Genomic DNA, 18,770 nt, shown 5'->3' with positions numbered 1-18,770 from the left:
AGGCGGCGGTTGCCGTGCTGGGCAAGTCAAACTTAAACGAGAACACAACCTATGCTTTTTTCCCGTAAGGCGGTTTCCAAGCGTCACTTGCTGCTGATCGCGGCCGGCTTCAGCACGGTGCTGACCGGTTGCGCCACGTCGCCGGCCTCCAAGGTCGCGTCGAGCACCAAGGTCGAGTACTACCCCAACTGCTACGAGCCGGTGCAGCACCTGCGCGCGACCGATTCGAACATGACCAAGTCGGTCGTCACCGGTGCAGCCATCGGCGCGGCCGGCGGTGCCCTGCTGGGCGCGCTGACCGGCGACAAGGAAAAGCGTGGCCGTAACGCGGCCATCGGTGCCGCCGGCGGCGCCCTCGCAGGCGGCGCAGCGGGTTACTACACCGAGCGTCAGAAGCAGATCGCCGACGACAACCAGCGCATTGCTTCCTATGCCGCCGATGTGAACAAAAGCGCCTCCGACATCGACCGCAGCACCGCGTACGCCAAGGCGTCGCAACAGTGCTATCAGAGTGCGTTCACCAAGCTTGTTACCGATCGTAAGGCCAAGACCGTCAACGACACCGAGGGCCGCAAGCGCCTGGCGGAAATCGTTGCGGGTCTGAAGGAATCCAACGACCTGATCGTTGCGGTGAACGGCAAGGCCAGCGAAGACCTGAACAACTACACCCAGGCTTATGAGAAAGACCTGCAGCAAGTGGGCGTGCAGCGTAATGATGTCGTGACCGTTGCGACCGCTGACACCACGCCTGTTGTCGCGCCGACCAAAGGTAAGAAGCCGGTCAAGGTTGCTAAAAAGCCACCTCTGCCAGTCGTACCGAAAGAAGCGGTCGCCACCGAGAAAACCCTTCAGACGGCAACGGCCAAGCAGGCTGAAAGCAAGCAGGTCGCCAATGCCGGCAAGGCGCAAATGGAAGGCGCTTGCCGCGACCCTAACCTGGTTGACTGGGCGCCAGTGCCTTGCCCAACACCCGCTTAACTAACATGCTGCTATAAGCGTCAAACGCCAGCCGATCTTCCGCTAATGCGCAAGATCGGTGGCGTTCCTCTTGCAAATCGTTAAACTGCTGCGGCCACTCAATAATTACACCGAGGCCGTGTGCATGAAATTTCGTCTTCTGCTGTGGGTGCTGGGCCTGATGATGGGCAAAGCCAGCCGCACCAATCCTGCCTTTCAGCAGCAACTGGGTGACAAAGACCTGGCCTTCCAGCTGCAGACCCTTGACGGCAAGGTCGCCCGCCACTTCATCGTCAAAAACCAGCGCATCACCAGCCGCTCGGGTGTTCACCCCGCGCCGGCGTTTGCTATTGCCTTCAAGGATGCCGCCTACGGCTTCGCCACGCTGCAGGCGAAGAACAAACAGTTGGCGTTCATGACGGGCATTCAGGACAAGTCGATCCAGATCAAGGGCAACCCGGCGTTGGTGATCTGGTTTCAGGGGTTGACCAAGTATTTGAGGCCGAAGAAAAAGAAGTAGGGCTTCAGTCAGACCGAGGTGACTTCATCGCAGGCAAGCCAGCTCCCACAGTTGATTGCATTCCAAGGTTGGAACTCGGTCACCTGTGGGAGCTGGCTTGCCTGCGATAGCGGTCTGACAGTTGGCGGATTTCTCCCTGGCTGAACCGTGAACAAATCCACTGCCTTCGCATCAACCAGAAAGATCCTACCCTCTCTGCGAGTTGCAGCCCAAAGCCCATCGCGCTAACCTCCCTCGCGTCGCTGCTCATCAGCGACCGGGCCTGGAAACCCGATGCTTAAGGACGCTACAGCGTCGTCAAACAACCAACAGGCGCTTTTTTTATGCCTGATGTTTGTGCTTTTTGGCGGCTGTGCGTGGGAGACCTTCGGGTCTGCCGGGTTCCTTTTGCCTCGGTTTCCAGCCCGCGTACAGCTGCCACCTTTCGCCTGGAAACGTTCGGGGCAGCTCTTTTTGTTCATGCAAAGGGAGTTAGTTATGCCTTACGAAAAACCTTTTACCCCCACCTCAACAAAAACCATTGGCGCCGCCACCTTCGCAGACTGTGGCGAGAACAAAAGCCATTTGAAGCTGTTCCGAGTCAACGCTGGCGTCCCGCTTCGGGAAGCTGTCGAACACGCCGCGCATGTGCTTGGCCTGGCGCAGATGCTCTCGCTTGAGGCTGCCATGGATCCCCGGGCGGAGAGGTTCGCGTTCGCCGCGCATTATCTGTGTGAAATGGGCAAAGCGATTCTTGATGATCTGCTTCTGGTGGTAGAGCCAGGTAAACCAGCTGCGCAGTAAACAGTCAGACCGAGTTGAATTCATCGCAGGCAAGCCAGCTCCCACAGGTGACGGTGTTCCAACTTTGGAATGCGTTCAATTGTGGGAGCTGGCTTGCCTGCGATAGCGGTCTGACAGGCGACGGATTCAGCCCTGGCTGAACTGCGAAGCCAGCTCCCGCAACAACACCTCGGCATCCAACACCTTGCCCACCACTTCTTCAGCCTTGTCACGGCTCAACCCCAACCGCTCAAGCAGCGCATCCGGAATCGCCTCGTCCGGCCCGGAGCCGATGCCGCGGCTGCGCAACAGGCGCACGGCCAGACACACCAGGTTCGGGTACTCGGCATATTGGCCGTCATAAGTCGGGTCGTGCTGGAAGCGCAGGGCGGTGGACAGTTCGTCCGGCATGTCCCAGTAGCGCATCAGCCAGGCGCCGATCTGCTCGCGGCTGATGCCCAGCAAGTGTTGCTCGACATAGCTGTGGCACAGGTGCGGGTTGACCTCCAGGTGCCGGCAGATCAACGAGAAGTGCGGCGGGAACACATGGGCCAGCAGCAGATAGCCGAAGTTGTGCAGCAGGCCGGCCAGGTAGGTCAGGCCGGCTTCCGGGCGCTGGGCGCGGGGCATGGCGCGGGTCAGGCCTTCGATCACGGCGGCGGTGTAGATGGACTGGTGCCAGTACGGCGTGGCCTGGTGCGGGTGGTCCTTGGGCAGGCTCAGGGTCTTGCCCAAGGCCAGGCCCAGCGCCAGGTTGATCACCAGGTCAAACCCCAGCACGCGCACGATCGCGTCTTCCACCGAGCGGATCTTGCCCGGCGACGCGTAGTACGGCGACGCCGCCCAGCTCACGACCTGTGCGGCCAGCGCGGGGTCGGTTTCCACCACGCTGGTGATGTCATCGATGGTGGCGTTGGGGTCGACACGCAGCTTGATGATCTTTTGCGCGGTGTCCGCCAGCGGTGGGATCTCGATCGTCGCTTCCAGGCGCTGTTGGATACGGCGCGCGGTGAACGCCTGCATCGCCTGGGTGATTTCCTCGCGGTCATCGTTCGGACGGTCGAGGTTGGGGCGAATGTTGCTCAGCGGCTCGCCAAAATGCGCGGCGCTGGCCTTGGTGAGCATGGTCTTGAAGGCATCGCTGGGGATGTCCAGCAGCAACCCGGCTTCGCCCGAGTGCACCAGCAGGTTCGGCTCGTCGAGCAGGCTGCCTTCGTACAGGCACGGCGAACTGGTGAGGGGCGGCAGGCCCGGCAACAGGCTCAGGTCATGCTTGTCCAGCATGCGCCTGACGCGCTCCGGCGACACGGCCGTGAGGCGGCGACCGGTGAGTTCGGTGAGGCGGTTGAGGTCGAGCAGCTGGCTTTGCGGGAATAGCACCATCAGCGCACCCACCGCGTCTTCCAGCAGCACCGCCTGGATCTTTCGCGCAGGATTCAGGCCCGGTAGATCGGCAACTTCCGTGTAGGGGACGGCGAGTTTTGCGAGCAGAGCCCGAATGACCGGCGGGGCGGTCAGTGGGGCTGTGGCGAGGGCGACTTCTGACATGGCCTGATCCAATTTCGTACAGTCGTCGAAGTATAACCAGCTTGACACACCTGTAGGTCGGTTAAGTGAGCCAAGGTCACACTTGACCGTATTGCTGCCCGTGCCTGAGCCAGCGATCCAGCAACGGGCTGACATGTTCCGGCCAGCGTTCCATCAACGCTTGCGCCGCATCGCGCACGGCGGGGAGTAAATCGGCGTCGCGCATCAGGTCGGCCACCTTGAATTGCAGCAGGCCAGTCTGGCGGGTGCCGAGCATTTCGCCGGGGCCGCGCAGTTCGAGGTCTTTTTCGGCGATGACGAAACCGTCGTTGGTTTCACGCATGATGCCCAGGCGCTGACGGCCGATCTGTGACAGCGGCGGGTGGTAGAGCAGCACGCAATGGCTGGCCGCGCTGCCCCGGCCGACACGACCGCGCAGCTGGTGCAACTGCGCCAGGCCCAGGCGCTCGGGGTTCTCGATGATCATCAGGCTGGCGTTAGGCACGTCCACCCCGACTTCGATCACCGTGGTGGCCACCAGCAATTGCAAGTTGCCTGCCTTGAACTCGGCCATGACCGCCGCCTTTTCCGCAGGCTTCATGCGACCGTGGATCAGCCCGACTTTGAGTTCACCGAGGGCGCTGGTGAGGTCTTCAAAGGTGGTTTCGGCCGCCTGGCAGGTCAGTTCTTCGGACTCCTCGATCAGCGTGCACACCCAATACGCCTGGCGACCTTCGGCACAGGCGCCGCGCACGCGCTCGATCACCTCGACACGCCGGGTGTCGGTGACCAGCACGGTATTGACCGGCGTACGGCCGGGCGGCAGCTCGTCGAGGATCGAGGTGTCGAGGTCGGCGTAGGCACTCATCGCCAGGGTCCGTGGGATCGGCGTGGCCGTCATGATCAGTTGATGCGGGTTCATGCGCCCGCCGACGCCTTTCTGGCGCAGGGCCAGGCGCTGTTGCACGCCGAAGCGGTGCTGTTCGTCGATGATCACCAGGGCGAGGTTTTTGAACTGCACTTCGTCCTGAAACAGCGCGTGGGTGCCCACCACCATCGGTGCGCCGCCGGCGATCTGTTCCAGCGCCGCCGCGCGCACCTTGCCCTTGAGCTTGCCGGCCAGCCACGCCACTTCCAGGCCCAGCGGTTCGAGCCAGCGTTTGAAGGTGATGAAGTGCTGCTCGGCAAGGATCTCGGTGGGCGCCATCAGCGCCACCTGGTAACCGGCTTCCAAGGCCTGCAGGGCGGCGAGGGCGGCAACCACGGTTTTGCCTGCGCCGACGTCGCCCTGGATAAGCCGCAGCATCGGTTCGTTCTGGCTGAGGTCGTAGGCGATTTCATTGCCGACACGCTGCTGGGCGCCGGTGGGCGCAAAGCCGAGGTTGGCCAGGTATTGCGCAGGCAAGCGCGTGGCCTTGGGCATCGCCGGCGCACGCAGGGAGCGCATGCTTTCGCGCAGGCGTTGCTGGGACAGTTGGTGGGTCAGCAGTTCTTCAAAGGCCAGGCGATGCTGGGCCCAGTGATGACCCAGTGCCAGTTCGTCGACATCGGCATCGGCCGGCGGGTGATGCAGGTAGCGAATCGCATCGTCCAGCGGCGCCAATTGATAGTCGCGGGCCAGCTCCAGCGGCAGCCAGTCGGGCAGGCTTTTCGGGCCGAGCAGGGCCAGGGTCTGCATGCACAGTTGGCGCAGGCGTTGCTGGGTCAGGCCTTCGGTTAGCGGGTAGATCGGTGTGAGTGTGGTGTCGACCGGCGGCGGCTCATCGCCAGTGATGGCGCGGTATTCCGGGTGGTAGATCTCCAGGCCTGATGCGCCGGGCCGCGCTTCGCCGTAACAGCGCACGCGGGTGCCACGCTTGAGGCCTTCCTTCTGCGCGTTGCTGAAGTGGTAAAAGCGCAGGCTCAGGCCGCCAGTGCCGTCCTGCAGGCGCACCACCAGGCTGCGGCGCTTGCCCATCACCACGTCGGCGCCACTGACGGTGCCTTCGACCACCGCGTCCTGCCCTGGGCGCAACTGGCCGATGGGCACCACGCGGGTTCGATCCTGGTAGCGCAGGGGCAGGTGGAACAATACGTCCTGGAGGTTCTCCAACCCGACCTTGGCCAGTTTCTCGGCCATGGCTTCACCGACACCCTTGAGTGCCGTTACCGACACCTGCGACAGCTCAGTCATACCGTGGCTCAGCTCGCAGCAGTCGGCTTGGCCACCGAGCACAGCCGGATCGAGTCGGCGAGGATCTCAATCGCTTTGGGCCGTGGGAAGCTGGCGCGCCAGGCGATTGCCACGGTGCGAAATGGCACCGGTGGCGTCAGTGGGCGCACTTCGATCACACCAGGGGCGTAGTGATGGCTGTCCACAGCCGACAACGGCAGGATCGAAATGCCCAGGCCGGACGCGACCATGTGACGAATGGTTTCCAGGGAGCTGGACTCCACGGTGGTGTGTTTGGCGCCGTCGTTGCCCTTGGTCAGGGTCGGGCAGGCTTCCAGCACCTGGTCGCGGAAGCAGTGGCCTTCGCCGAGCAGCAGCAGGCTCTTGTCGTTGAGCAGGCCGGCGTCGATGGTGGCTTTTTGCGTCCAGGGGTGGGAAGCGGGCATCAGTACGTAGAACGGCTCGTCATAGAGCGGCAGGGTCAATACGTCTGCCTCATTGAACGGCAGGGCGATGATGATCGCGTCCAGCTCGCCGTTGCGCAGTTTGTCGCGCAGCACGTGGGTGAAGTTTTCTTCGATATACAGCGGCATCTGCGGCGCGACGCGGTGCAGTTGCGGGATCAAGTGCGGGAACAGGTACGGCCCGACGGTATAGATGGCGCCGACTTTCAGCGGTGCTGTCAGCTGGTTCTTACCGGCCTGGGCCAGTTCGCGAATGCTTTGCGCTTGCTCCAGCACCTTCTGGGCCTGGGCCACGATGCCTTCGCCCACCGGGGTCAGGCGCACAGCACTCTTGCTGCGCTCGAAAATCAGCACACCGAGTTCGTCTTCAAGTTTCTTCACGCCCACCGACAGCGTCGGCTGACTGACGTGGCAACGCTCGGCCGCGTGGCCGAAGTGCTGCTCTTGGGCGAGGGTAACGATGTAGCGTAATTCTGTAAGAGTCATAGCGGGCGTCCATGAGGTTGCGGGCCAAGCATACCGGCTGCAATCGATAGACGCACGTTATCAGAAGTTGGGTGGGGATTGAGTAGGGAATGCCAGGGATTTTGCTGAGAAGGATTTTTGGAGGGAATGAAAATTAAATGTGGGAGCGGCGGTGCGACGATTCGACTTGCTCGCGAATGCGGAATGTCAGTGAATACATCCATCACTGATACACCGCATTCGCGAGCAAGCCCGCTCCCACATAAGCCCGCGCTGCCCTTTCGCTAGCGGCGGCGCTTTTCGATGTTGTACACGAACGGTGCAACGATCTCGATGCTGCCACCTTTGAGCATGTCGGCCGGAGGCTTGGGCAGCGGCTGGGCACGACGGATCATGTCCAGTGTGGCGCGGTCCAGATCGGCGTTGCCGGAGCGGCCCACCAACTCGTAGGACAGCACGTTGCCGTCAGCGTCGACCACGAACTTCAGGCGGTTCAGGCCTTCCTTGCCACGGGCCTGGGCACCTGGCGGGTACTTCTTGTACTTCTGCAGGTGCGCCAGCAGCGTGCCTTCCCAGGACGCCTTGGCGGCGATCTGTTGCGGCGACGGGCCAGGAACGGGCTGGGCCGATTTTTCAGCGGGCGCCTGGGTCGGTGGCGTTTCGCTCGGCGGGTCCTCGGAAGGTTTCTCCTTGGGCGGCTCGATCTTTTTTTCTACAGGTTTGGGCGGCTGCGGTTTGGGCTTGGGCTTGACCGGCTTGGGCACTTGGATAGTCGGCTTGGGCGCCTCGGCCAATTTCGGCAGGGGCAGTTCTTCGACCGGTGCAGGCGGTTGCGGCGGCGTCACGACCTTGGGCGGTGCCGGCGGCGGCGGTGCTGGCATCGGCGCCAGGTCGATGACCATGGCAGCCGGTGGCAACTGCACCGTGCGCGGCGCCGACCAATGAAGCGCGATAGCGATCGCGACGGCATGCACGCCCAGTACGACGGCGAGGCTGGTGCCATAACGCGTCAGTTTGTGGCGCGTCGTGATCATTTCTTGGCTGCCGTCTCAAGTCCGACCAGGCCTACCTTGAGGTAGCCGGCTGCCCGCAGGGCATCCATCACGCTCATCAGGTCGCCGTAGTCCACGCCCTTGTCGGCCTGGAAGAAGATTGTCGTGTCTTTCTTGCCTTGGGTCTTGGCGTCGAGCACCGGGCCCAGGGTTTCAGTCTTGACTTCTTCTTCGCCCAGGAACAGGCGTTGGTCCGCCTTGACGCTGAGGAAGATCGGTTTCTCCGGCCGCGGCGCCGGCTTGGCGCTGGATGCGGGCAGGTCGACCTTGATATCCACGGTCGCCAGCGGTGCCGCCACCATGAAAATGATCAGCAGCACCAGCATCACATCGATAAACGGCGTGACGTTGATTTCGTGGTTCTCGACGAGTTCGTCGTCGCCTTGATTCAAATGCAGGCCCATGGCCGATTACCCCACTTTCACCATGTGCGGTTGCGAGCTGCGCTCGGTAGGCAGGTGATCGAGGTCGCGGCTGACCAGCAGCAGGACTTCTGCCGACGCGTCCGATACCTGGGCCTTGTAGCCGGCGATCGAACGGGCGAAGACGTTGTAGATCACCACCGCAGGAATCGCGGCAACCAGGCCCAGCGCTGTTGCCAGCAGGGCTTCGGCGATGCCTGGGGCAACGACGGCGAGGTTGGTGGTCTGGGTTTTGGCGATGCCGATGAAGCTGTTCATGATGCCCCACACGGTGCCGAACAGGCCGACGAACGGTGCGGTGGAACCAATGGTCGCCAGCACCCCGGTGCCGCTGCTCATGTTACGGCCGCAGGCCGCCACCAGGCGCTCCAGGCGGAAAGCAACACGTTCCTTGATGCCTTCTTTTTCGCGGGCATTGGCCGAGAGGCGCATTTCTTCCAGCGCGTCGTGCACCAGGGTGTTGGCCAGGGTGCCTTTCTTGGTCGCGCTTTCGCTCGCTTCCTTGAGGGTGGTGGCTTTTTTCAGGTGGACGATTTCGTTGCGCAGACGACGTTTGGCGCCCAGCAGCTCAAAGCCCTTGGCGATCCAGATGGTCCAGGTGATGATCGAGGCGATGGCCAGGCCGATCATGACGGCTTTTACCACCACGTCAGCGTTCTGATACATGCCCCATGGCGACAGGTCATGGGCCATGCCCAGGGTGTTGTCTTCTTCGAGCACCACGCCAGTGTCATCGGCGGCGGCAGGCGCAGCCGGGTCGGTTGCGGCCGGAGCGGCGGCGGGCGCGGCAGGGGTGGCTGCATTCTGCTCGGCGGCGGCCGGAGCGGCGGGTGCCGTGGCGTCCGCGAAGGCGGCGGTCGGTGCCAGCAGAACGCTGAACAGCAGCGCAGCAATCGCACGCCAGGCGCGTGATGGGCTGTGAAGCTTGGTTGGCGAAGCGGGGTTTGTCATACGTGTCATGCTGGCCGGACCTGAGTAAAAAAATGAGTGATTGTCCTTCCAGACGCTGGGGGTCGAGGACAAATGGGCGGTTATTATTGCAAGTAATTCTTGTTAACTAAAGTAATACAGTAACTTTATTTGTGCTTTTTATGGCCGCCGGTCTGCTGTGACCGCTAATCTAGACCTTTCAGTACGGAGTTTTGTGATGTCAGCGCCTTCTGTTGTGATTGCCGGTTGTGGCGATGTAGGTAGTCGGCTGGCTAGCCAATTGCTCGTCTCTGGATGGGAGGTTCATGGCCTGCGGCGTGATATTTCGCGGTTGCCCGCCGGGGTGATCGGCATTGCCGGCGACCTGTTCAGCAAGGCCTGCCCCGACACTTGGCCCATCGGCGGGGTGGATTACCTGGTGTACTGCGCCGCTGCGACAGACCACGACGAGGCCGGCTATCGCGCGGCTTACGTCCAAGGACTGAAGCATGTGCTGGAATGGTTGGGCGACTATGGCCAGGAGCCCAAACACCTGTTGTTTGTGTCCAGCAGCAGCGTCTACGGGCAGCAGAATGGTGAATGGGTCGATGAAACGTCGCCGACTCAGGCGAAGGGTTATTCCGGGCAGGTGATGCTGGAGGCCGAGCAAGTGGCACTCACTAGCGGCATCCCGGCCAGCATCGTGCGCCTGACCGGTATTTATGGGCCGGGCCGCGAATGGCTGCTCACTCAAGTGCGCCAAGGCTACCGTGTAGCAGTCGATCCACCTTTATATGGCAACCGGATTCATGCGGACGACGCAGCGGGCTTGCTGGCCTTTTTGTTGCGGCATTTGGAAAAGGGCGGTTCGCTGGAACAAGTCTACATCGGCGTCGACGATGCGCCCGCGCCGCTGGCTGAAGTGGTGGCGTGGTTGCGTGAGTACCTGGGCGTGACGCAGTGGTCCGAAGACGCCAGTGTGAGGCGTGCGGGCAGTAAACAGTGCAGTAATGCGCGTATCAAGGCGCTGGGCTGGACACCGACCTATCCGACGTATCGCGAAGGCTATGCAGCCATTCTCAAAGGCTGAAACGCGGTTAAAACTGTGGGAGCGGGCTTGCTCGCGAATGCGGTGGATCAGTCAATATATCTTGTGACTGGCACTCCGCATTCGCGAGCAAGCCCGCTCCCACATTTAGATTTGTGTTCGGCTGATTATTGCTTTTCAAGCAGCCATTGCCGAGGTCCCGGTGTAAACGAAGGCACCTCATCCGTCTGCGCCGTATTGATCGCCTGGAAGATCTCCAGCTGCTTGCCCTTGCGCGAAAAAATCCAAGGGTTGCCCTGGCCATTCAGTTGCAGCCAGATGCTGTCATAGCCGCCGCTCATGGAAGCGCAATCGCCCGCCAGGCATAGGGAGTACCGATCAACCTTGGGTAGGCCGACCACCTTGCCGTCAGCCTGGAACTGCACGATGGCGCCGTTGCCGAAGCCGTCGGTAATCTTCCAGTCGCCGCCCATGTAAGCCGCATACAGCGCCCGCTCGAAGTTGGCACCCAATGGCGCGCCTTCCGGGGCCGGGTCTTTGGAACGGGCAAACAGCTGCTCCGGCTCGTTGTCGTTGGCCACTTGCAGCAGTTGTTTGCCTTTGCGCTTGAGTTCGGTAGCGGAGCTGCCGTAGAAATCCACGCTCCAGGCGCCGGATTTTTCACCCAGCAACTTGCCTTCCGCTACTTCAAAGCCGTTGTAGTAGCGCGCCTGCGAGGCCTTGGTATTGACCTCCCATTCGAGGTTCGGGCCATAACTCTGCAGGGCTTCGCGCAAAGGGCCGCCCTTGGCTGCCGCATCGATGGCGACCTGGTTGATCCAGGTGCCGCTCACATCCCGGTCGGCAGGGTTGCTGGCGCAGCCGCCGAGCAACAGGGCGAGCATGGATGAGGCTACAAGCGCTTTGCGCATCATGAAATCCTTTTAAAACGAAGTCGGCGCAGCCTATGAGGGCTGCGCCGGGTGTTTTACTCGATCACCAGAATCGCGTCCATCTCAACCTGTGCGCCCTTTGGCAGGGCAGCAACGCCGATGGCGGCGCGGGCCGGGTACGGCTGTTCGAAGTACTTGCCCATGATCTCGTTGACCTTGGCGAAGTGGCTCAGGTCGGTGAGGAAGATGTTCAGCTTGACGATGTCTTTGAACGAACCGCCGGCGGCCTCGGCCACCGACTTGAGGTTTTCGAAGACCTGGACGGTCTGTGCTTCAAAGCCTTCAACCAGTTCCATGGTCTTTGGGTCCAGCGGGATCTGGCCGGACATGTAGACGGTGTTGCCCGCCTTGATCGCCTGGGAGTACGTGCCGATGGCGGCCGGGGCTTTGTCGCTGGTGATGACGGTCTTGGTCATGTAGGACTCCTTGTAAGAGATGATGACGTATTTGAAGGGCTATGCCCGCATGCGGGTAATGCGGATCACACCGGTCAAGGCGCGCAGTTTCTTGATCACGCGGGCCAGGTGCACGCGGTCGTGCACACTGACCACCAGTTGGACCACGCTGATGCGACCATCGCGCTCGTCCATGCTGATTTTCTCGATATTGCCGTCGGCCGCGTTGACGCTGCTGGCGAGCAGGGCGATCAGGCCGCGCTGGTGCTCCAGCTCCACTCGCAGCTCGACGTTGAATTCGCCGGTGACATCCTTGGCCCATGAAAGCTGGATGCATTTTTCCGGGTTGTGACGGATTTCGGTGATGTTGCGGCAGTTGTCCAGGTGCACGACCATGCCCTTGCCGGCGGACAGGTGGCCGACAATCGGGTCGCCCGGAATTGGCGTGCAACATTTGGCGTAGCTGAGCACCAGGCCCTCGGTACCGCGGATTGCCAGCGGGCCCTCCGGGCTGGGTAACTGTTCGCCTTCGCCCAACAGGCGGCGCGCGACCACGTAGGCCATGCGGTTGCCCAGGCCGATGTCTTCCAGCAGGTCTTCGATGGTTTCCTGGCGGTACTCGTGGAGCATCGCTTGCACGCGCTCTGTAGGAATCTTGTCCAGGGCACTGTCGAAACCATTGAGCACCTTGTTCAGCAAGCGTTCGCCGAGGCTGATGGACTCGGAGCGGCGCTGCAATTTCAGGGCGTGACGGATGTGCGTACGGGCCTTGCCGGTGACCACGAAGTTGAGCCAGGCCGGGTTCGGGCGTGCGCCCGGAGCGCTGACGATCTCGACCGTGGAGCCGCTCTGCAGCGGTTCGGACAGCGGCGCGAGACGACGATTGATCCGACACGCAATGCAGCTGTTGCCCACGTCTGTATGCACCGCGTAGGCAAAGTCAACCGCCGTGGAGCCTTTGGGCAGCTCCATGATCCGGCCCTTGGGCGTGAACACGTAGACCTCATCCGGGAACAGGTCGATCTTCACGCTTTCGATGAATTCGAGTGAGTTGCCCGCACGTTGCTGCATTTCCAGCACGCCTTTGACCCACTGGCGGGCGCGGGCATGGGTGCCCTTGGGCTGCTCGTCGCCGCTGGATTTGTACAGCCAATGGGCGGCGATGCCATTGTTGGCCATCTCTTCCATTTCCTGGGTGCGGATCTGAATCTCGATCGGCACGCCATGCATACCGAACAGCGTGGTATGCAACGACTGATAGCCGTTGGCCTTGGGAATGGCGATGTAATCCTTGAAGCGCCCAGGCAAGGGTTTGTACAAATTATGTACAGCGCCGAGCACGCGGTAGCAGGTGTCGACCTTGTCGACGATGATCCGGAACGCGTACACGTCCATGATCTCGTTGAAGGCCCGACGCTTGCCGCGCATCTTCTTATAGATGCCGTAGATGTGCTTCTGCCGGCCGCTGACTTCGCCCTCGATTTCGTCGATCGCCAGGCAATGGCTCAGCGACTCCTCGATTTTGTTGACGATTTCCTTGCGGTTGCCCCGGGCGCGCTTGACCGCCTGGTAGATACGCGCCGAACGCATCGGGTGCATGGCTTTGAAGCCGAGGTCTTCGAATTCGATTCGAATAGCGTGCATGCCCAGCCGGTTGGCGATGGGCGCGTAGATTTCCAGGGTTTCCTTGGCGATGCGCCGGCGTTTTTCGCCGGAGAGCACTTCCAGCGTGCGCATGTTGTGCAGCCGGTCGGCGAGCTTGACCAGGATCACGCGAATATCGCGCGCCATGGCCATGGCCATTTTCTGGAAGTTCTCCGCCTGGGCTTCGGCCTTGGTCTCGAAGTTCATCTGGGTCAGTTTGCTGACCCCGTCGACCAGTTCGGCCACGGTTTCGCCAAATTGCGCGCTGAGCGCTTCCTTGGCGATGCCGGTGTCTTCGATCACGTCATGCAGCATCGCGGCCATCAGGCTTTGATGGTCCATGTGCATGTCGGCCAGAATGTTTGCCACCGCAAGAGGATGGGTGACATACGCCTCGCCGCTGCGGCGGCGTTGGCCGTCGTGGGCTTGTTCGGCGTAGAAATACGCTCGGCGGACCAGGTTGACCTGGTCTGGGCCGAGGTAGGCCGATAAGCGATCGGCGAGGGCGTCTATGCTCGGCAAAGGATGAACTCCTGCCGTTGGCTGTGACCCCGCGCCGTGCTACGTCGACCAGGCATAGGCTTAGACGGCCTCGTTGGACTCGTCCTCGAACGCTGCAAACAGCGGTTCGTCTTCAACGATTTCAGCGTTGGCGATGAACTCGTAGCTCATCAGGCCTTCGGCGATTTCACGCAGGGCCACAACGGTAGGCTTGTCGTTTTCCCACTGGACCAGGGGCTCTTTGCCGCCAGTGGCCAGTTGACGGGCACGCTTGGTAGAGAGCATGACCAGCTCAAAGCGGTTATCCACGTGTTCTAGGCAGTCTTCAACGGTTACGCGGGCCATGGTATTCCTCGGAGCGAATGCAAGATGCGCGCTGCCCGGTTGGGCGAGCGGACTGAGCAGTTTAAAAAAACACCAGCGTTAAGGGAAGCGCTGATTTTGCGCAGGCCCTCGCAAAAGCGCTGCAAGTGCCAATGTAAAGCGCTTGCAGCGGTTTTGGGAAGAGCCAATCAGCCGAGCAGTTCGGCCAATAATTTGCCGAAACGCTGTTGCTGGCGCTTTTGCTGAAGCTGGTTGGCGCGGAAAATCGCCTTCAAATCATCCAGTGCGTGGGCAAAGTCGTCATTGATGATCAGGTAGTCGTAGTCGACGTAGTGGCTCATTTCGCTGACGGCTTCACGCATGCGACCTTCGATGATCTCGTCGCTGTCCTGGCCGCGGTTGGTCAGGCGCTGGTGCAAGGCTTCAAGCGAGGGCGGCAGGATGAAGATCGAGCGCGCCTTGGGCATCAATTGGCGCACTTGCTCGGCGCCCTGCCAGTCGATTTCCAGGATCAGGTCGTGGCCTTCATCCAGGGTTTGCTGCAGGTGGCTTTGCGAGGTGCCATAGAGGTTGCCGAACACTTCGGCGCGCTCAAGGAAGTCGCCGTGCTCGATCATCTTGACGAACTCGGTGCGCTCCACGAAATGGTAATGCACGCCGTCCACCTCACCCGGCCGCATGGCGCGGGTGGTGTGGGAGACCGAGATGCGGATCTGCTCGTCAGCGTCGGTCAGTGCCTTGACCAGGCTGCTCTTGCCCGCGCCCGAAGGGGCGGAAATGATGTAAAGGGTGCCGGTGCTGTGGGTCATGAGGTTGCCTTACTCAATATTCTGTACTTGTTCGCGCATCTGCTCGATCAACACTTTGAGGTTGACCGCCGCCGTGGTGCTGCGCGGATCGAACGCTTTGGAGCCGAGTGTATTGGCTTCGCGGTTGAGTTCCTGCATCAGGAAGTCCAGGCGCCGACCGGCGGCACCGCCCGATTTGAGCACGCGGCGCACTTCAAGGATGTGCGTGCTCAGGCGGTCGAGCTCTTCGGCGACGTCGCTCTTCTGTGCCAGCAACACCATTTCCTGCTCCAGGCGTGTGGGGTCGAGGTCGGCTTTCATGTCGGTGAAGCGGTCGAGCACCTTCTGGCGCTGGGTGGCGAGCATCTGCGGCACCAGCTGGCGCAGGATGACCACGTCTTCTTCAATGGACGTCAGGCGTTCGCTGATCAAGCGCGCCAGCTCGGCGCCTTCGCGCTCGCGGCCGGCCTTGAGCTCCTTCAAGCCCTGGTTGAACAAGGCGAGGGCTTGCGCGTTGAGGGCCTGCGGGTCGATGGCATCGGCCACCAGTACGCCGGGCCAGGCCAGCACTTCCAGCGGATTGAGCGCGGCCGGCTGCTTGATCAGGCCGGCAATGGTCTCGGCGGCGGCGACCAGTTGCGCCGCGCGCTCGCGATCGACTTGCAGTGGCTTGCCGGTGGTTTCTTCGGTAAAGCGCAGGGTGCATTCCAGTTTGCCCCGGGAGATGCCCTGGCGCAGCGCTTCCCGCACGGCGCCTTCGAGGTCGCGGAACGACTCCGGCAGGCGCAGATGCGGCTCCAGGTAGCGGCTGTTGACCGAGCGCAATTCCCAGCTCAGGGTGCCTTGTACGCCGGCTTTTTCGACGCGGGCAAAGGCGGTCATGCTGTGCACCATGGAGGTACCTCGCGTTGCAGTCCCGTTAATCACGGGCTGATGGTTAAGAAGGCGCGCGATTGTAGCGCAGTGAGGCGGGCACGCCCAAACGCGAGCATTCGTAACCGAATTTTTTAGCAGTGCCCGGAATCGGCCCACGGCTCTATAATGCTCGGCAGTTTTTCGTCCTCAGTACAGGTGTCTCCCTATGAAACGTCCAAGTGGTCGCGCTGCCGATCAGCTCCGCTCGATCCGCATCACCCGCAACTACACCAAACACGCCGAGGGGTCTGTACTGGTCGAGTTTGGCGATACCAAGGTGATCTGCACCGTCAGCGTCGAAAATGGCGTACCGCGCTTCCTTAAAGGCCAGGGCCAGGGTTGGCTGACCGCCGAGTACGGCATGCTGCCGCGCGCCACCGGCGAACGTAACCAGCGCGAAGCCAGCCGTGGCAAGCAAGGCGGCCGCACCCTGGAAATCCAGCGCCTGATCGGTCGCTCCCTGCGCGCGGCGCTGGACATGTCCAAGCTGGGCGACGTAACCCTGTATGTCGACTGCGACGTGATCCAGGCCGACGGCGGCACCCGCACCGCGTCGATCACAGGCGCCATGGTGGCCCTGGTCGACGCGCTCAAGGTGATCAAGAAGCGCGGCGGCCTCAAGGGCGGTGACCCGCTCAAGCAAATGATTGCCGCCGTCTCGGTGGGCATGTATCAGGGCGAGCCCGTGCTGGACCTGGACTACCTGGAAGACTCGGCCGCCGAGACCGACCTGAACGTGGTCATGACCAGCACCGGTGGCTTCATCGAAGTGCAGGGCACCGCCGAAGGCGCGCCGTTCCAGCCGGCCGACTTGAACGCCATGCTCGCCCTGGCCCAGAAGGGCATGACCGAAATCTTCGAACTGCAGAACGCCGCGTTGGCTGACTGAGCCCGACCCAAGGAGAAACGCCATGAATGACAGTCAGATACCGGTGCCTACGCCTTCCTACGAAGTGCGCCAGGGGGCGATGTTGTGCCATCTGGCGGCGTTCCTGGGCTTTGTATTCCCCTTCGGCAGTGTCGTGGGGCCGTTGATCCTGTGGCAGATGAAGAAGGAAAAGGATGCGTTCATCGACGATCAGGGCAAAGAGGCGTTGAATTTCCAGATCACCGTGGCCATCGCCTGGATCGTTTGCATCGTGCTGGCCTTCGCGGTGATCGGGTTTTTCCTGATGTTTGCCCTGGCGATCGCCACGGTGGTGCTGACAATCATTGGTAGCATCAAGGCCAACAAGGGCATCGCCTATCGCTATCCCTTGACCTGGCGTGTGATCAAGTAACGGGCGCCCACAAAAAAACCGACAGCGATGTCGGTTTTTTTGTGCCTGAGAAAAAACCTCAGATGGTCAATGTCCAGTCGTAGTCCACGATCAGCGGCGCGTGTTGCGAGAAGCGCGGCTGGCGCGGCAGGCGTGCGCTGCGGACGAACCGGCGCAGACCAGGGGTCAGCAACTGGTAGTCGAAACGCCAGCCCAGGTTGAGCATCTCCGCCTGTTCGTTGTCCGGCCACCAGCTGTACTGGTCGCCTTCACGGCTGACTTCGCGCAGGGCATCCACATAACCCATGTTGCCGACAATCTCGTCCATCCAGGCCCGTTCAGGCGCCAGGAAGCCCGGGGATTGCTGGCTGTCGCGCCAGTTCTTGATATCCAGCTTCTGTTGCGCCACGTACAGCGAGCCACAATAAATGTACTCGCGACGTTTGCGCCGCTGTTTATCCAGGTAACGGGCGAAATCGTCCATTAGCTTGAACTTCTGGTTCAAGTCTTCATCGCCGTTCTGCCCCGAAGGGAGCAGCAAGGTCGCGATGCTGACCTTATCGAAATCGGCTTGCAGGTAGCGCCCGTAGCGGTCGGCTGTCTCGAAGCCGAGGCCGCTGATGACCGCCTTGGGTTGCAACCGCGAATACAAAGCCACGCCACCTTGGGCGGGTACTTCGGCATCGCAGGCATAAAGGAAGTAGCCATCCAGTTGGAAGGCTGGGTCGTCCAGTTCAAAGGCGGAGGCGCGGGTATCCTGCAGGCAGATGACGTCGGCATTCTGGGCTTGCAGCCAACTGAGCAAACCACGCTCGACTGCAGCCTGAATACCATTAACGTTCACACTGATGATCCGCATAAATGGCCCCAAAAATCGCGTGCGTGTATGATACACGCCGTCTACCTAATTAGCTAAATCCGTGGTATCTGAGGCTTTTTTCATGCAGGCGTATCAACGCGATTTCATTCGTTTCGCCATCGATCGCGGGGTTTTGCGCTTCGGTGAGTTCACCCTCAAGTCCGGGCGCACCAGCCCGTACTTCTTCAATGCGGGCTTGTTCAACTCGGGTTCGGCCCTGGCTCAGCTGGGTCGTTTCTACGCGGCCGCCATTGTTGAAAGCGGTATTGCCTTCGATGTCTTGTTCGGCCCGGCCTACAAGGGCATTCCTTTGGCCGCCGCGACTGCCGTGGCCCTGGCTGAACACCACGGGAAAGACCTGCCGTGGTGCTTCAACCGTAAAGAAGCCAAGGCCCATGGCGAAGGCGGTAGCCTGGTCGGCGCGCCGCTTACTGGCGACGTGCTGATCATCGACGACGTGATCACCGCTGGTACCGCTATCCGCGAAGTGATGCAAATCATCGCCTCGCAGGAGGGTGCCAAGGCCACCGGCGTGCTGATCGCCCTGAATCGCCAGGAACGCGGCAACGGTGAGTTGTCGGCAATCCAGGAAGTGGAGCGCGATTTCGGCATTCCGGTGGTGAGCATTGTCTCGCTGAACCAGGTGCTGCAGTTCCTGGAAGATGATTCACAGCTCAAGCAGCATCTGCCGGCTGTGCGTGCATACCGGGAGCAGTTCGGCGTCTGATACAACAACTCTTGCAGGAGTGGGCTTGTGTGGGAGCGGGCTTGCTCGCGAAGGCTGCCATTCAGTGCTATATGCGCTAACTGACACTCCGCTTTCGCGAGCAAGCCCGCTCCCACAGGGGATCTCCACTTTTCTGAAAAAATCAGCG

General features: G+C 61.4%; 20 protein-coding genes. 7 read left to right on the top strand and 13 right to left on the bottom strand.

Annotation, left to right across the window (positions count from 1 at the left end; all coding sequences use genetic code 11):
- Positions 1 to 51 precede the first annotated feature (51 nt).
- From tagQ to KVG91_RS12595, 3 genes are all read left to right on the top strand, one after another.
- On the top strand, positions 52 to 978 hold the full coding sequence (tagQ, locus tag KVG91_RS12605) for a type VI secretion system-associated lipoprotein TagQ (protein ID WP_169376362.1): 927 nt from the start codon (positions 52 to 54) through the stop codon (positions 976 to 978).
- A 124-nt stretch (positions 979 to 1,102) separates the two neighbouring features.
- On the top strand, positions 1,103 to 1,477 hold the full coding sequence (locus KVG91_RS12600) for a helicase (protein WP_169376361.1): 375 nt from the start codon (positions 1,103 to 1,105) through the stop codon (positions 1,475 to 1,477).
- A 477-nt stretch (positions 1,478 to 1,954) separates the two neighbouring features.
- Positions 1,955 to 2,260, top strand: coding sequence for a DUF3077 domain-containing protein (locus KVG91_RS12595; RefSeq protein ID WP_169376413.1), 306 nt, complete (start codon positions 1,955 to 1,957; stop codon positions 2,258 to 2,260).
- A 126-nt stretch (positions 2,261 to 2,386) separates the two neighbouring features.
- Here the strand turns inward: KVG91_RS12595 and KVG91_RS12590 are convergent, their stop codons facing one another.
- The 6 genes from KVG91_RS12590 to exbB all read right to left on the bottom strand — a co-directional run bounded on the left by KVG91_RS12590 (position 2,387) and on the right by exbB (position 9,281).
- On the bottom strand, positions 2,387 to 3,787 hold the full coding sequence (locus KVG91_RS12590) for an aminoacyl-tRNA deacylase and HDOD domain-containing protein (RefSeq protein ID WP_169376360.1): 1,401 nt from the start codon (positions 3,785 to 3,787) through the stop codon (positions 2,387 to 2,389).
- A 76-nt stretch (positions 3,788 to 3,863) separates the two neighbouring features.
- A complete protein-coding gene (gene recG / locus KVG91_RS12585) occupies positions 3,864 to 5,939 on the bottom strand; it encodes an ATP-dependent DNA helicase RecG (RefSeq protein WP_076952050.1) in 2,076 nt (691 codons plus the stop codon).
- 8 nt (positions 5,940 to 5,947) lie between these two features.
- Positions 5,948 to 6,868 carry a hydrogen peroxide-inducible genes activator gene (locus tag KVG91_RS12580; RefSeq protein ID WP_076952049.1) on the bottom strand — a complete coding sequence of 307 codons (921 nt, stop codon included), beginning with the start codon at positions 6,866 to 6,868 and terminating at the stop codon, positions 5,948 to 5,950.
- A gap of 263 nt (positions 6,869 to 7,131) precedes the next feature.
- A complete protein-coding gene (locus KVG91_RS12575) occupies positions 7,132 to 7,881 on the bottom strand; it encodes a TonB family protein (RefSeq protein WP_076952048.1) in 750 nt (249 codons plus the stop codon).
- Positions 7,878 to 8,303: a TonB system transport protein ExbD gene (gene exbD, locus KVG91_RS12570; RefSeq protein ID WP_017526806.1), complete on the bottom strand. Its 426-nt coding sequence runs from the start codon at positions 8,301 to 8,303 to the stop codon at positions 7,878 to 7,880. Before exbD ends, KVG91_RS12575 begins: the two co-directional genes overlap by 4 nt.
- A 6-nt stretch (positions 8,304 to 8,309) precedes the next feature.
- Positions 8,310 to 9,281, bottom strand: coding sequence for a tonB-system energizer ExbB (gene exbB / locus KVG91_RS12565; protein ID WP_169376359.1), 972 nt, complete (start codon positions 9,279 to 9,281; stop codon positions 8,310 to 8,312).
- A 187-nt stretch (positions 9,282 to 9,468) separates the two neighbouring features.
- On the opposite strand from exbB, the gene KVG91_RS12560 reads away from it, so the two are divergent.
- Complete coding sequence (locus tag KVG91_RS12560) at positions 9,469 to 10,320, top strand: SDR family oxidoreductase (protein ID WP_169376358.1); 852 nt, start codon at positions 9,469 to 9,471, stop codon at positions 10,318 to 10,320.
- 125 nt (positions 10,321 to 10,445) lie between these two features.
- On the opposite strand, the gene KVG91_RS12555 is transcribed toward KVG91_RS12560, so the two are convergent.
- From KVG91_RS12555 to KVG91_RS12530, 6 genes are all read right to left on the bottom strand, one after another.
- Positions 10,446 to 11,189: a hypothetical protein gene (locus KVG91_RS12555; protein WP_169376357.1), complete on the bottom strand. Its 744-nt coding sequence runs from the start codon at positions 11,187 to 11,189 to the stop codon at positions 10,446 to 10,448.
- A 56-nt stretch (positions 11,190 to 11,245) separates the two neighbouring features.
- A complete protein-coding gene (locus tag KVG91_RS12550) occupies positions 11,246 to 11,626 on the bottom strand; it encodes a RidA family protein (RefSeq protein ID WP_003176922.1) in 381 nt (126 codons plus the stop codon).
- Between the two features lie 39 nt (positions 11,627 to 11,665).
- On the bottom strand, positions 11,666 to 13,771 hold the full coding sequence (spoT, locus tag KVG91_RS12545) for a bifunctional GTP diphosphokinase/guanosine-3',5'-bis pyrophosphate 3'-pyrophosphohydrolase (RefSeq protein ID WP_169376356.1): 2,106 nt from the start codon (positions 13,769 to 13,771) through the stop codon (positions 11,666 to 11,668).
- Between the two features lie 60 nt (positions 13,772 to 13,831).
- Entirely contained in the window at positions 13,832 to 14,095 is a 264-nt protein-coding gene (gene rpoZ / locus KVG91_RS12540; RefSeq protein WP_003176920.1) for a DNA-directed RNA polymerase subunit omega, read from the bottom strand.
- A 167-nt stretch (positions 14,096 to 14,262) separates the two neighbouring features.
- Positions 14,263 to 14,883, bottom strand: coding sequence for a guanylate kinase (gene gmk / locus KVG91_RS12535; protein WP_103734154.1), 621 nt, complete (start codon positions 14,881 to 14,883; stop codon positions 14,263 to 14,265).
- Positions 14,884 to 14,892: 9 nt separating this feature from the next.
- Positions 14,893 to 15,756, bottom strand: coding sequence for a YicC/YloC family endoribonuclease (locus KVG91_RS12530; RefSeq protein WP_169376355.1), 864 nt, complete (start codon positions 15,754 to 15,756; stop codon positions 14,893 to 14,895).
- Between the two features lie 187 nt (positions 15,757 to 15,943).
- Between KVG91_RS12530 and rph the strand changes: the two genes are divergently transcribed.
- Both rph and KVG91_RS12520 read left to right on the top strand, forming a co-directional pair.
- Positions 15,944 to 16,666, top strand: coding sequence for a ribonuclease PH (gene rph, locus KVG91_RS12525; protein ID WP_003213280.1), 723 nt, complete (start codon positions 15,944 to 15,946; stop codon positions 16,664 to 16,666).
- Positions 16,667 to 16,688: 22 nt separating this feature from the next.
- The gene (locus KVG91_RS12520) at positions 16,689 to 17,057 is read left to right on the top strand and encodes a DUF4870 domain-containing protein (RefSeq protein WP_169376354.1); all 369 of its coding nucleotides are present in this window, start codon (positions 16,689 to 16,691) and stop codon (positions 17,055 to 17,057) included.
- Positions 17,058 to 17,115: 58 nt separating this feature from the next.
- On the opposite strand, the gene KVG91_RS12515 is transcribed toward KVG91_RS12520, so the two are convergent.
- Positions 17,116 to 17,895 carry an exodeoxyribonuclease III gene (locus KVG91_RS12515; protein ID WP_003176915.1) on the bottom strand — a complete coding sequence of 260 codons (780 nt, stop codon included), beginning with the start codon at positions 17,893 to 17,895 and terminating at the stop codon, positions 17,116 to 17,118.
- Positions 17,896 to 17,977: 82 nt separating this feature from the next.
- On the opposite strand from KVG91_RS12515, the gene pyrE reads away from it, so the two are divergent.
- Positions 17,978 to 18,622 carry an orotate phosphoribosyltransferase gene (gene pyrE / locus KVG91_RS12510; protein ID WP_169376353.1) on the top strand — a complete coding sequence of 215 codons (645 nt, stop codon included), beginning with the start codon at positions 17,978 to 17,980 and terminating at the stop codon, positions 18,620 to 18,622.
- Positions 18,623 to 18,770: the final 148 nt, after the last annotated feature.

It is taken from the genome of Pseudomonas azadiae (genome assembly GCF_019145355.1).
In the GTDB taxonomy this organism is placed as follows: domain Bacteria; phylum Pseudomonadota; class Gammaproteobacteria; order Pseudomonadales; family Pseudomonadaceae; genus Aquipseudomonas; species Aquipseudomonas azadiae.
Note: the sequence above shows the minus strand (reverse complement) of the source record. Positions and strands in the feature narration are given on the sequence as shown.